The 13,186-nt window shown below is 58.9% G+C and carries 13 protein-coding genes; 12 read left to right on the forward strand and 1 reads right to left on the reverse strand.

Annotated elements, in window-relative coordinates; all coding sequences use genetic code 11:
• Positions 1-7 precede the first annotated feature (7 nt).
• The 8 genes from ureC to HYPGJ_RS14290 all read left to right on the forward strand — a co-directional run bounded on the left by ureC (position 8) and on the right by HYPGJ_RS14290 (position 7,679).
• On the forward strand, positions 8-1,720 hold the full coding sequence (gene ureC, locus HYPGJ_RS14255; protein WP_083984138.1) for an urease subunit alpha: 1,713 nt from the start codon (positions 8-10) through the stop codon (positions 1,718-1,720).
• 39 nt (positions 1,721-1,759) lie between these two features.
• Positions 1,760-2,371 carry an urease accessory protein UreG gene (gene ureG, locus HYPGJ_RS14260; RefSeq protein WP_046847730.1) on the forward strand — a complete coding sequence of 204 codons (612 nt, stop codon included), beginning with the start codon at positions 1,760-1,762 and terminating at the stop codon, positions 2,369-2,371.
• Positions 2,368-3,240 carry an urease accessory protein UreD gene (locus HYPGJ_RS14265; protein ID WP_052750913.1) on the forward strand — a complete coding sequence of 291 codons (873 nt, stop codon included), beginning with the start codon at positions 2,368-2,370 and terminating at the stop codon, positions 3,238-3,240. Before ureG ends, HYPGJ_RS14265 begins: the two co-directional genes overlap by 4 nt.
• Before the next feature lie 22 nt (positions 3,241-3,262).
• A complete protein-coding gene (locus HYPGJ_RS14270; protein WP_046847731.1) occupies positions 3,263-3,862 on the forward strand; it encodes a HupE/UreJ family protein in 600 nt (199 codons plus the stop codon).
• Positions 3,863-3,958: 96 nt separating this feature from the next.
• Complete coding sequence (locus HYPGJ_RS14275; protein WP_052750914.1) at positions 3,959-5,020, forward strand: porin; 1,062 nt, start codon at positions 3,959-3,961, stop codon at positions 5,018-5,020.
• Positions 5,020-5,679 (forward strand): isochorismatase family protein, encoded by a 660-nt coding sequence (locus HYPGJ_RS14280; protein ID WP_083984139.1) that lies wholly within the window; start codon positions 5,020-5,022, stop codon positions 5,677-5,679. The genes HYPGJ_RS14275 and HYPGJ_RS14280 overlap by 1 nt, the downstream gene beginning before the upstream one ends.
• Before the next feature lie 357 nt (positions 5,680-6,036).
• A complete protein-coding gene (locus tag HYPGJ_RS14285) occupies positions 6,037-7,011 on the forward strand; it encodes a sugar-transfer associated ATP-grasp domain-containing protein (protein ID WP_159108305.1) in 975 nt (324 codons plus the stop codon).
• Positions 7,012-7,217: 206 nt separating this feature from the next.
• Positions 7,218-7,679 (forward strand): hypothetical protein, encoded by a 462-nt coding sequence (locus tag HYPGJ_RS14290; RefSeq protein WP_143440532.1) that lies wholly within the window; start codon positions 7,218-7,220, stop codon positions 7,677-7,679.
• Between the two features lie 87 nt (positions 7,680-7,766).
• On the opposite strand, the gene HYPGJ_RS14295 is transcribed toward HYPGJ_RS14290, so the two are convergent.
• The gene (locus HYPGJ_RS14295) at positions 7,767-8,045 is read right to left on the reverse strand and encodes a PepSY domain-containing protein (RefSeq protein ID WP_046847734.1); all 279 of its coding nucleotides are present in this window, start codon (positions 8,043-8,045) and stop codon (positions 7,767-7,769) included.
• 135 nt (positions 8,046-8,180) lie between these two features.
• Here HYPGJ_RS14295 and HYPGJ_RS14300 point away from each other — a divergent pair, with 135 nt between their 5' ends.
• The 4 genes from HYPGJ_RS14300 (at position 8,181) to HYPGJ_RS14315 (ending at position 13,182) form a co-directional block, all read left to right on the forward strand.
• Positions 8,181-8,507, forward strand: coding sequence for a PepSY domain-containing protein (locus HYPGJ_RS14300; RefSeq protein WP_046847735.1), 327 nt, complete (start codon positions 8,181-8,183; stop codon positions 8,505-8,507).
• A complete protein-coding gene (locus tag HYPGJ_RS14305) occupies positions 8,507-9,172 on the forward strand; it encodes a response regulator transcription factor (RefSeq protein ID WP_046847736.1) in 666 nt (221 codons plus the stop codon). The genes HYPGJ_RS14300 and HYPGJ_RS14305 overlap by 1 nt, the downstream gene beginning before the upstream one ends.
• Complete coding sequence (locus HYPGJ_RS14310) at positions 9,169-10,518, forward strand: HAMP domain-containing sensor histidine kinase (RefSeq protein ID WP_046847737.1); 1,350 nt, start codon at positions 9,169-9,171, stop codon at positions 10,516-10,518. The genes HYPGJ_RS14305 and HYPGJ_RS14310 overlap by 4 nt, the downstream gene beginning before the upstream one ends.
• A 297-nt stretch (positions 10,519-10,815) precedes the next feature.
• Entirely contained in the window at positions 10,816-13,182 is a 2,367-nt protein-coding gene (locus tag HYPGJ_RS14315; RefSeq protein WP_046848435.1) for a methyl-accepting chemotaxis protein, read from the forward strand.
• Positions 13,183-13,186: the final 4 nt, after the last annotated feature.

Below are 13,186 nucleotides of genomic sequence, written 5' to 3' on the forward strand. Positions count from 1 at the left end.
CGTAACTTTGGCTGTACTTTCACGTCGCGACTACGCCGCTATGTACGGTCCCACGGTCGGGGATGGCGTGCGTTTGGGAGACACCTCGCTCATTGCGGTGGTCGAGAAAGATTTCGCGAGCTACGGCGACGAATGCCTTCACGGCGGCGGCAAAACGCTTCGCGACGGAGCGGGGCTTGCGGCTGGCGTAACAAGCACTGAGGGAGCGCTGGATTTCCTGCTTTGCAATGTGACCGTCATCGATGCTGTCGTTGGGATCGTCAAAGGCGATCTCGGCATCAAGGACGGCAAAATTGTCGGTATCGGCAAAGCAGGAAATCCGGCCATCATGGATGGCGTCGATCCGAGACTGATCGTTTCAGCCGCGACCGCCGTGCGCGACTGCGAGGGATTGATCGCCACGGCCGGCGGCATCGACGTGCACGTTCATTTCGACAGCGCGCAGCTGTGTGACCACGCGATTGCGTCGGGCGTTACAACCCTGCTCGGTGGCTCTCTCGGCCCCATCACAGTCGGCATCGACTGCGGTGGCGCATTCAACGTTGGGAAAATGCTGCAGGCGGCCGAGCAGTGGCCGGTCAATTTCGGATTTCTAGGTCGCGGTAATTCGCACAAGCCGGCTTCTCTCGTCGAGCAGATCGAAGCCGGATGCCTGGGGCTGAAACTTCACGAAGACTGGGGGTCGATGCCGTCAGCGATCGATACCTGTCTCGCACTTGCCAATGACATGGACTTCCCAGTCCAAATTCATACCGACACGCTGAATGAGTCAGGGTTTGTCGAGGATACGCTAGCGGCGATCGCAGAGCGTACCATTCACATGTACCACACAGAAGGTGCCGGAGGCGGGCACGCGCCCGACATCATTCGCGTCGCGGGCCTTCCCTGGTGTCTGCCGTCTTCAACAAATCCCACCAATCCGTACACGATCAATACGTTCGACGAACATCTCGATATGACGATGGTTTGTCACCATTTGAATCCGGCAATTCCGGAAGACGTGGCGTTCGCGGAAAGCCGTATCCGCGCTCAGACAATCGCGGCGGAGGATATTCTTCACGATATCGGCGCGATCTCGATGCTCGGCTCGGACAGTCAGGGCATGGGCCGGATCAACGAGGTCATCTGTAGAACGTGGCAGCTCGCCGACAAGATGAAAAATCAGCGGGGGCGTCTGCCGGAGGAATCGACGCCGTTCGGCGATAACGAGCGTATCAAGCGGTACGTTGCTAAATACACGATCAATCCGGCGCGCACTTTCGGTATCGCCGATCACATCGGCTCGCTGGAGGACGGCAAGCTCGCGGATATCGTTGTCTGGAGTCCGGCGTTTTTTGGCATCAAGCCGGAGCTGATCCTCAAGGGCGGCTTCATCGCGTGGGGCGCGATGGGAGACAGCGCGGCGTCTCTCATGACGTGCGAGCCAAGGGCGTTGCGTCCGCAATGGGGTGCGTTCGGCCGCGCCAGCCCGGCGTTGTCGGCATGCTTCGTCAACCCGGCCGCAATAGATCGCGGCATCGCGAAGACGTTGGACCTGAAAAAGAACCTGCTGCCCGCACGCGGAACGCGACGCCTGTCGAAAAAGGACATGCTGCACAACGACGCTTGTCCGAACATTCGCGTCGATCCGCAGACATTCGATGTTTTCGTCGACGGCGAGCTGGCGACGTGTGAGCCCGCACATGAGCTGCCGTTATCGCAGCGATATATGTTGAGGTGATCCGTGAACGTGTCTGCACAACACTCGCGCACGGAAAATATGAGGATCGGCGCAGCCCGGGTGGGCATCGGTGGTCCCGTGGGTTCGGGAAAAACGGCGCTCATCGAGCGTCTCATTCCCGCGTTTGCGCGCCGCAATGTTTCACTCGCGATCGTGACCAACGATCTCGTGACGGCGGAGGACGCGAACCGCATTCGACGATCAGGTTTGATCGATCCGAAGCGGGTCGCTGCCGTCGAGGCCGGGGCCTGTCCGCACACTGTCATTCGCGAAGATCCGACCTTGAACATCGCAGCAGCCGATGATCTCGAGACGCAGTTTCCGGATGTGGAACTGATCTTGATCGAAAGTGGCGGCGATAACCTCGCATCGACGTTCTCGCTGGATCTCGTCGATTGGTGGATGTTCGTGATCGACGTCGCCGGCGGAGACGACATCCCGCGTAAAAACGGGCCGGGGCTCATCAAGTGCGATCTTCTGGTCATCAACAAAACCGATCTCGCGCCGCACGTCGGCGTTGATCTCGAACTCATGAATCGCGAGGCAACGGCGGCGCGCGGAGGAAAGCCTCTCGCATTCACAAACTGCCGTCAGCAGCAAGGCATTGATGACGTCGCCGACAGACTGATGTCGGAGGTATTGTTCCGATGAACGTCTATTGGAACGGACAATTCGACCGGCGACCTGAAGCCGAAGTGCAAGATCGTAGATCTCGCTTCGATCTTTCGTTCGGGCGCCATGGCGAACGCACGATCATCGAACGCCAGTACGTGTCGTATCCGTTTCATCTGACCCGGCCGTTTGCGCTCGATCCCGACATCCCGGCGCTGACAACCGTGTATCAGCAGTCGTCGTCGGGTGGTGTCTACCGCTCGGACCGCCTCACATCCCAAATCAAGATGGGGACGGGAACGGCAGCGCATATCACAACGCAGGCGGCAACAATCGTTCACGATTGTTACGGCTGTGAGGCTAGCCAATGCACGCAGATCGACATGGAAGAAGACGCGTTTCTAGGTCTCGTTCCAGAAGCACTGGTGTTTTTCCCTGGCGCTGAATACGCGACGTCATTGGACATTACGTTGCACCCGACGTCGGCGCTGATGATTGGCGAGTCGTTCACGGAGCATGACTTCGCGAACAATCTGCGCACGTTTGGGAGATTTTGTTCGGAGACCGTTGTCCGGGACACGTCTGGCCGATTGCTCGTACGGGAATGCTTTCAAATCGGAGGGCAGGACTTCGCAGCGGCTACGACGCCAATCGGCCCTTTCTCGATTGTTGCGAATTTTCTCATGCTTGGAAAGCGTGCGCGATTGCCCACGACTGATGCGATCGCAACGAAAGTTTTGCGCCGAGAGGACTGCGTGGCGGGCGTCAGCGAACTGCCCAACAACGCCGGTTTGAGCATCAAAGTTCTGGCTTCAAGCGCTGCCGCTGTGCGCGCGGTTACGGACGATCTGTTCTCCATCGCGGTCCAGTCGGCATTGGGGAAAGTCCCGCACAAACGCAGAAAATAGACATCACTGAAAGGAATTACCAATGCATGCATTGATGGGAAGACTTGTCCTAGCTGCTGGTTTCATGTTTTTCGCGAACGCAGCGTCTGCACATGTCGGTTTCGGTCCGACCGTCGGATTTTCCAACGGTCTCGCGCACCCGCTGTTCGGTATCGACCATCTCCTTGCGATGGTGATGGTGGGCGCATTCGCATCTCAGCTCGGGGGCCGTGCGATCTACCTCGTGCCGGCGTCCTTCGTCGGTTCGATGATGATTGGCGCAGCGCTTGGCGTGCTCGGCTTCAATTTCGGACTGACGGAGTTTGGCATCGCCGCGTCGGTATTCACGCTCGGGGCGTTGGTCGCTTTCAGATCGCACTTGGGTTTGGTCTCGGCGATGGCGTTGGTCGCAGCGTTCGGACTTTGCCACGGCCATGCGCACGGAACGGAAATGCCCGAGAGCGTGAACGGTCTGGCTTACGCAGCCGGCTTCATGCTGATGACCGCCACGTTGCACGCGGCAGGTGTCAGCATCGGACTTCTCATTACAAGAATCACGAGCCGTTACGGCGATGTGGTGCTGCGCTCGCTGGGGGCGGGCGTGGCGTTGGTCGGAGCCGGTCTCATGGCGGGGGCCATGTGACGTCTTCCACTCAAGAAAATAGACATCTCAACAATGGGGGAATTTATGCTTACCGGCTATAGACTACGACTCTGCGTTTCGTCGACCATACTTGCATTGATTGGCGTAGGTTCGGCGCATGCAGGCGAGACCATCGACCTCGGAAATGGTGCAAGCGTCACGATCGGTGCGGCGGCTCGTGCGTCCATCAGATCGACGGACGGCGAAACCGACGGCTTCCTCGAAAGCGCACGTATCCTCACAAGTGGGCAATTGAATAAGGTCGTCGGATTCACCTTCAACACTGAAATTGAATCGAGCGGCGGCGTGTTCCCATATCTGCCCGGCAATCCGGATGGAATTCGCATTCTCGATGCCACCGCGCGCTTCGAATTCAACGATTACTTCAATGTTTGGGCAGGCCGAATGGTGTTGCCGCAGGACAGGTCAAACCTGGACGGTCCATACTATTTGGGAATTTGGGACTACCCCATCGTCTCCGCATTTCCGAACCGCTTTAACGGCCGCGACGATGGCGTGACGATCTGGGGCCAGACAGGCGGCGGCAAGTTCAAATATTGGGCAGGTGCTTACGAGGGCTGTAGAGGCGACAGTCCTTGTGCAACTGGCGCGGCTGGAGGCGGAGATCTTCTCTACGTCGGCCGCGCCAGTTATGACTTCTGGGATCCGGAGCCCGGCTACTATGTGGCGAGCGACTACTACGGAAAGAAGGAAATCTTGTCCGTCGGATTCTCGACGTCATTTCAAGACCGCGCGACTGGAACTGCGCTGGATCCAGGGCACTATTTTGGATGGAACGTCGACGGCCTGATGCAGAAGAAGGTATTCGGCGACAACGTCCTTACGCTTGAAGGCGCGTACTACCATTATGACACCGATGACAAAGCGACACCGTTGGCAAATGGCGACAGCTATTTCGTTCTCGCCAGCTTCCTCATCGATCATAACTTCGGACCTGGAAAACTGCAGCCCGTCATTCGTTATGAAGAGTTCCTGACGAAGAATGCCTATGATATTTCACGCCTGCAAACAGGGGTGAACTATATCATCCGCGGCAGTGACGCACGCGTTTCGCTTCTCTATTCGAAAACGGATTTCGAGGATCCGACTCTGGCATCGGTCGATCAATTCATCGCCGGTCTGCAACTGCAATACTAATGCGTCTCCCGTCGAGACCACGGCCGAGCGGGGTCCGCCAAAAAGCGGTTGGGTCCCGCTCGTTCGATAAACGAGATGACCTTCTTTGCGCGCAAACGTCGATACTTCTTTTTATCGATCACCAAACCCGGCTCTTGCCGTCTATTGATGATTGCGATCGCGTTTTGTCGGACGCGGCGTGGCTCGGAGAAGCAGCCCGCGTGCTGGGCGTCCCGGTCATCGGGACAGAACAGATGCCCGAAAAAATCGGTCCACTCCATTCGGATGTCCGGAAATTTTGCAGCACCGTTTTATCCAAGGTGCACTTCGATGCCTGCGCCGATGGCCTTGTGAATGCCATCAGGGATCATCCAAAGCGCACGCAGATCGTAATCTCAGGCTGTGAGGCGCACGTTTGCGTTTTGCAAACCGCCGTAACTCTGTTGCGCGCTGGCTTCAGTGTCTGGATTGTGAGTTCGTCTACGGGCTCGCATTCGCAGATCGATCGAGCACTCGCCTTAGAGCGGCTGCAAACACTCGGAGCTATCGTAGTCAGCCTGGAAATGGTGCTGTTCGAGTGGCTCGCCAGGGGCGATCACCCTCGATTTCGCGACGTGCTCCAGATGATTAAAGCTCACCGATCCTGCGGCAAACAGGCAAAAAACTATTTACGAAAGTGATTGCAGCCGCCGGGCGCTAGGTGCGGTAGAACCATTGTAGGTTTGGCGGCGATCCGCACCCCTATTGCCGGGGCGGACCCAGCCATTTGTCATTTCCATTAAGCTTCGTACACGGCCTTTATCGACGTGTCCTTGCTTCTCGCATTAGAGAGTTGATTTTCGACCTTATCGCGGCGGTATGAGAGCATGAATGCCTCGGTAGCTCGGCCATCTGTCATTGGACGCCTGAGAAAATTGGCGCGCCATGTCGGGGTTGCTGCAGACCAGTATGGATTGAGCCGGGGTGCGGTCGGCGGAAGGCTGCTTTCTCTGTATTGGCGGCGGGGGTTCCGGCCAGGCGAAGCGCTGCGTCTAGGATTGACCGACCCGAAGATTGTTCCGGCCTCGCTCGACGGATGTTTCACCAAGGAAGAGCTTTTCGCGCTTCAAAATCGATTGAACCCGGTGGAACTGACCTCCCTTACCGAGGACAAGAGCGTCTTTGATGCGTATTGCGCGGCCCGCGCCATTCCGGTGCCGAAGCATTTCGCAACGCTCGGCAGAGTCTCAGCCGGCTCACCCGAGGGCCATGCCATCGCAACGCGTGAAGCGTGGCTGCGTGATATCGCTCCTAACCTTCCGTCGCAGTTCATCACAAAGCCGGCGCTCGGCGTCTACGGAGCAGGCGTCTCTCTCTGGACGAGAGAAGGCACATCCTTTCGCGATCACAAAGGACGTCTTCTGTCGGCTGACGCGCTTTATGAGCAATGCTGTGGCGACCCTAAATTCGATCGGTACGTCGTCCAGCAGCGGCTGCTCAATCACCCGGCGCTGGTGGAACTCACGGGGTCGTCGACACTGCAAACCGTCCGTCTGGTCACTTTGATCGATACGGACGGCACAGCCCAATGCCTCTATGCCGAATGGAAACTCGCGATTGGTGAAAGTGTCACCGACAATTTTGCGGGCGGTGTCGGTGGAAACCTAGTCGCGAGCGTGCGGCTATCCGACGGAACCACCGGTGCCGCGCAAGCCCCCGCCCCGAGCGGGATTGGTTCCACCCAGGTTCACCGCCACCCAGTCACCGGAGCCGAGCTCGAAGGCTTTCGACTACCGGATTGGACATCGGTCACCGAACTTGCTCTTCGCGCCGCGCGTACGTTCCTGCCGCTTTGCACGATCGGCTGGGATATAGCTCTGACGCCCGATGGGCCCGTGATTGTCGAAGGCAATCGCTGGTGGGACCCGCCGAACGATGCCGTGATCGGTCCGCCCGCACCAGGGCTAGACCTTCATGAACTTGCGACGAATGGCCAAAAGTTGAGGACTGCTGCGCAGCAGGTTTCGCAATGAACCTGGGCTATCTGAGACAAGCCATCACACATCAGAGCCTTGGCCAAGTCGTCTCTCACTATGCCTATCGATCTATCCAGCGGCTGTTCGATGTCTCAATCTTTCGTTGCCTCTTGGTGCAAGACAGCACGGTCATTCGGAACCCGATGCCGAGTGGCACTGATTGCCGATTCGTCACTGCGGACCGTCTGCGCCAGGAAGCGGCGGTGACGGGCAGCGGACTCGATGCAGAGGAAGTCGAGCGCCTGTTGAAGTCAGGAGAAGAATGCTTCGGCGCGTTCGTTGACGGCGTACTGGCGAGCTATCTCTGGTTTTCGCCGGGCCCCGCTCACCTCGTCGATGACGTCTTCGTGCGCTTCGACCCGGCGTATGCGTACAGTCGCTGGGCGTTCACGAGATCGGAATACAGAGGCAAGCAACTTCACGCCATCTGCAAGCAAAGCGCGCTCGACGAATTCACGGCGCGGGGACGGCTCGGCATCATCTCCGTCGTCTATGCGTGGAATTCTCACTCGCTGAGCGCCGCCGCGAAATTGGGATGCGTGCGAGTTGGTTTGTTGGGAATTGTCTGGGGCAAGTTGTGGACCAGCAAAAATTGCCGGCGCGTCGGACTCAGCCTCGAGCGTTCGCCGAACGGGAAAATCCCGATGATGAAGTCGCGGCGCTAGGAGCAGGTGCTTCGCATGCGGCCGAGAAACGATGAGGGCCGGTCGCGGCTTGGCGCCGGATGACGCCAAGCCGGTGGGTGCTTATCTTTAGTCGTCGTAGCCAAGAAGGACCTGGCCCGTGGCCGGATGGGCATGTCCCTCGACGCGGACGCCATCGGCGTTGATCGCATCGAACTCGTAGGCACCATCATCGGCTTCGATCTCGGTGACGTTGTAGCCCTGCGCCTTCAACTTCTGGATGACTTCAGAGACCGACAGCCATTTGTCTGCAGGGACGTTGAGGCGCGGCCCGTCATGGCCGGCGTGCGCCGAGGTCGTGAGAGCGAACGCCATAGCGATGACCGGCAGCGTCAGATACTTTTGCATCGTGAAATCTCCATGTGGTTAACCTGCAACCGCTTGCCGGCTGCGAGCACGTGGCGATACTCGCGGATTGATGCTGATGCTGACCTGATGAGCGGCGTCAGGTTATTGTCAGGTAATTTTTGCGATGTCTGTACCATGTATCGATCGAAGCGCTGTCTTATCGTTTGTCTCTTCTTCACGCTGGCCGCGGCACCCATTGCGGCGCCAGCGATCGCGGACGACGACCTGGATCACGAGCTGGCCCGTCAGGCCTTGAGCGAGGGTCGCATCCGGCCACTGACCGAAATACTTGAGACTTTGAAGACAGAGTTTCCTGGCCAAATTCTCGGCGTGGAACTCGAATCCAAGGGCGTCAATAGCTTCATCTACGAATTCAAGGTTCTGACGCCGGACGGTAAGCTCAAGGAGGTCAAGGTCGACGCTGCGACGTCGAAAATCCTGACCATCCAGGATGACGACTGATGCGAATTCTCGTGGTCGAGGATGAGCCGAAGATTGCCCACAGCATTGTGACGGCGCTCAGCGCAGCGCATTTTCAGGTTGACGAGGCGCGCGACGGCGAGATGGCATGGTTCCGCGGAGATACTGAAAACTACGACCTTATCGTTCTCGATCTCGGATTGCCAAAGATCGATGGTTTGTCCGTTCTGAAGAAATGGCGAGCGGCAGGCCGGATGATGCCCGTCCTGATCCTCACCGCGCGCGGCGCTTGGCCAGAGCGCGTCGAAGGCATCGATGCCGGTGCCGACGATTATCTCGCCAAGCCGTTTCAGCTCGAGGAGCTGATGGCGCGCGTGCGTTCCCTCATCCGTCGATCCGTCGGCCACGGTTCGGCAATTCTGACGGCAGGCCCGCTCGCTCTCGATACCCGGCAGATGCGGGTCGTGCTCGATGGTGCGCCGGTCCCGGTAACGCCGCTGGAATATCGGCTGATCGGTTATCTCATGCATCACAAAGGTCGGGTCGTTTCTCCGACGGAACTCATCGAGCATCTTTATGGCGATGATGATGCGCGGGACGCGAACGCGCTCGAAGCAGTCGTGACGCGGTTACGCCGAAAGCTCGGGCAGGAAACGATCGAGACGCGGCGCGGCTTCGGTTACGTGGTGTCGGAACCTTCGACATGAGCTTTGGCTCGCTGCGTCTCAGGCTCCTTCTGGCTGGTGCGGTATCGATTTCGATCGCACTCGGCATCGCAGGGTTCGGGCTGACTGAGCTGTTCAGACGCCACGTCGAACGCCGGGTCGACTCTGAACTCAACGTCTATCTCAATCAGTTGGTATCAGGCATAGCGCGGACGCCGGCCGGTGGTCTCGCCGTCGCGCACCGCCCTCCCGATCCGCGATTCGAGGTGCCGCTTTCGGGGCTCTACTGGCAGATAGATGCGACGCCGGGCGGCAAAGTTCTTCGATCGCGATCGCTGTGGGACAATGTCCTCGACCTTCCTGCCGAGACGAGCATCGATGACGAAGTCCACCGTCGTGAGATCGTCGGCCCGCACCGCGCGAAGCTGTATCTGTTGCAACGCTATATTGAACTCCCCGCGGAACTCGGCGGCGAGCGCGTTCTCATAGCAGTTGCGTTGCAGGCCGAAGAGGTTCGCAATTCCATCCGAAACTTTGCGATCGATTTGTTGCCATTTCTTCTATTGATCGGCGCACTTCTCGCAGCCGCATTCTGGCTGCAGGTGAGCGTTGGTCTGCGGCCGCTTGCGGCAATCCGGGGCAAGCTCAGCTCCATTCGAACCGGCACGGCGCAGCGGCTCGGAAACGGATTTCCCGATGAAGTTCAGCCCCTCGCAGCGGAAATCGACGATCTTCTCGATGCCCGCGATCTGGCGATCGAAAAGGCGAAGGGACGGGCGGCGGATCTTGCGCACGGCCTTAAGACGCCGCTGCAGGTTCTCAACGTTGAGATCGACAGGCTGAAGTCCAAAGGCGAAACCGAGATCGCATCCGATATTGCCTCTCTCGCCGAGGCCATGCGGCGTCACGTCGATCATGAACTCGCACGTGCGCGTATCGCCTATGCAGCGAAAGATGCTTCGACAGACGTCACCTCGGTCATTGATCGTGTCGTGCGCGTCGCAGAGCGCACGCCGCAAGGACAGAAGGTTGTTTGGCAGAAGGATACGCCGCGGACTCTCATGGCATCTATTCACGGCGATGATCTCGCCGAAGTGCTCGGAAACCTGACCGAGAATGCCGCGCGTCACGCCCGCAAACAGGTTTCCATTTCAGCCCGTGCAGCCAATGGCGCCGTCGTCGTCACCGTTGCGGATGACGGCCCAGGCATCGCCGAAGAGCATCAGGCCGATGCAATGGTGCGCGGCCGCAGTCTGGACACGAGAAAAAATGGAACCGGTCTCGGCCTCGCGATCGTGACCGACATTCTCGAGGCCTGGCATGGAAGCCTGACGCTCGATAACGGCGCACCAGGACTTATAGCGACGGTCCGCCTGCGAGCCGCTTAAAGCAGACAGGCAATTCCGCGAGGGGCTATTTCCGAGTCTCGGCCGAACAGTGGTCGAGGACGCCAACGAGGCCGTCGCGGCGACTTGCACTTCCTTCGGTCGGATTGCTGAGCCGCATTACTACCGCGGTTGGCCCATCTGCTGCCCGCCTTCTCGGACGGCAGATGGCTTTGAACATCAGTATACGGAATCAATTCATTAAGGATAACAGCATAGCCTGTCGGGAAAGTTTTTTGGCTTCAAGGAATGATCGCGACGGATATTCACCCATCCGATCGCGGCGCTAGGGACATGGAAATGCTGCTGAATTCGGCTACCGGTCGTAATATTTTCGCAGTCGCGGCATGCGGCCTGATCGCGACGATCACGGCTTCGTCCGTGCTGTTCTACCGCTCGTATGAGGACGTCAAGAGCACGAGCCTTGACCGCATGCGGGAGATCGCAAAATCAGAAGCTCTGACCACTGAGAAACGGATCGGGCGGAACGCTCGCATCGCCGACGCGCTAGGCTCGGTTCTGGAGGTCATGAAGGCAAGTGGCGAGACCGATCGCGCCAGGGCCGACCGGACCATGCGTCATCTGCTGGAAAGCAACCCGGACATCCTCGGCATCTGGACGGGCTGGGAGCCGAACGCGTTCGATGGCAAGGACGCCGACTTCGTCAAAGCAGAGGGCCACGATGCAACGGGCCGTTATGTTCCCTATATCGTCCGCGGATCGAACGGAGAAATAACCCACACGCCGCTCGTCGATTATGCGGTGCCGGGCCCCGGCGACTACTATCAGTTGCCTTTCGCCCGTCAGAAGACGGTCGTTATCGAGCCCTATGCTTACGACATTGACGGGAAGCAGGTTCTGCTCACGTCGATCTCCAAGCCCGTAGTCGTGAACGGCAAGGCGCTCGGCGTTGCCGGCATTGATCTTTCGCTGGCCGATACCAGCAAGGCACTCGCGAGTCTTCACCCTATGAACACCGGCTACGTCAGCCTGGTCAGCAGCGGGGGAAAAATCGTTGGCCATCCGAACGAGGCTTTGGTCGGCAAGACACTGGCCGAAGCCGCGGAAACGGCCGGCTGGGATAAGCTCATTGCTCAACCGGGCGTCGAGCAGCAAATCGCGGCTAAGGACGGAACGGCATACTTGGCCGTCGCGTCGCCTGTCACGCTCACGCCGGAAATAACCTGGTACGCGATCGTCGCTGTTCCGAAGAGCACGGTGTTCGCGCAATTGAACGCGATGATGCGGGACGCAGCGTTGATTGTCATTACGGCCGCAGCGCTTCTTGCCCTCGCAGGTTGGTTCATTGCTCGCCGCTTCATCGGCCGCATCTCCAACATCATCGGAGAGACCGCGCAGATCGCCGAAGGCAATCTTCAGCTCGAATTGAAAGACAGCAAAAGCAAGGACGAGATCGGCGATCTTGCCCGCTCGCTCGAAGTTCTACTCGAAAACAACCGGCAAAAGGCGCGGCTCGAAAGCGAAGCCGAAGCCAACCGCAACCTGGCCGAACGAGAACGCATTGCCCGCCAGGAGCAGGAAGCCCGGGACGCAGCAAAGGTGGAGAAGGAACGGCTCGCCCGCCACGAACAGGAAGCGAAAGACGCCGCGAACGTGAAGTTTGCAGTCGATAGCCTTGCAGCCGGTCTGTCACATCTTTCCGATGGCGATATGTCTTTCCGTATCGCGACGCCGTTCACGGACACCCTTGATCAGGTGCGCCACGACTTCAACAATTCGGCGCAGAAGCTGGAAACGGCTCTGACGCAGGTGGCCGACAATGCCCGAGCCATCGAGTCGAACTCCGACGAAATCCGCTCTGCCGCCGACGATCTGGCGAAGCGCACCGAGCAGCAGGCCGCTGCCCTGGAGCAAACCGCTGCCGCGCTGGAAGAGATCACCACAACGGTCAAGAACTCCACCGAACGCGCGCAGGAAGCCGGTGAACTCGTCGGCCGTGCAAAGGCGGGCGCGGAACAGTCAGGCGTCGTGGTGCAACGTGCCGTATCGGCGATGGAAGCGATCAAGAAGTCGTCCTCGGAGATCACCAACATCATCGGCGTGATCGACGAGATCGCCTTCCAGACGAACTTGCTTGCGCTGAACGCAGGCGTAGAGGCAGCTCGTGCAGGTGAGGCTGGCAGAGGCTTTGCCGTGGTGGCGCAGGAAGTCCGCGAGCTTGCGCAACGGTCTGCCAATTCCGCCCGAGAGATAAAGGCGCTCATCGGCACGTCCAGCGATCAAGTTCGCGAAGGCGTCGAACTCGTTGGTGAAACGGGCCGCGCTCTGGAAACCATCGTCGCCGAAGTGCAGGAGATCAACCGCCATGTCGCCGCGATTGTCGAAGCGGCGCAGGAACAGTCCTCTGGCCTCGAGCAAATCAGCACGGCCATGAATCAAATGGACCAGGATACGCAGAGGAACGCGGCAATGGTCGAGGAAACGACCGCCGCCACGCACAGCCTGTCGCGGGAAGCTACCTCGCTGAATGAACTGCTGACCATGTTCAAGCTCTCTGGCGGCACGCATAAGGGATCAGTTGCCGTACGAGCGGTAACCGGCTCGGAAAAGCCTGCGGCGTCTCCGGTGCGCGCTCTAGGAAGAAAGATCGCCAGCGCTTTCTCCGGCAACGCCGCCGTCAAGAAGGACGAGTGGCAAGACTTCTGATTGC

Source organism: Hyphomicrobium sp. GJ21, from assembly GCF_001006785.1.
Classification (GTDB): domain Bacteria; phylum Pseudomonadota; class Alphaproteobacteria; order Rhizobiales; family Hyphomicrobiaceae; genus Hyphomicrobium_B.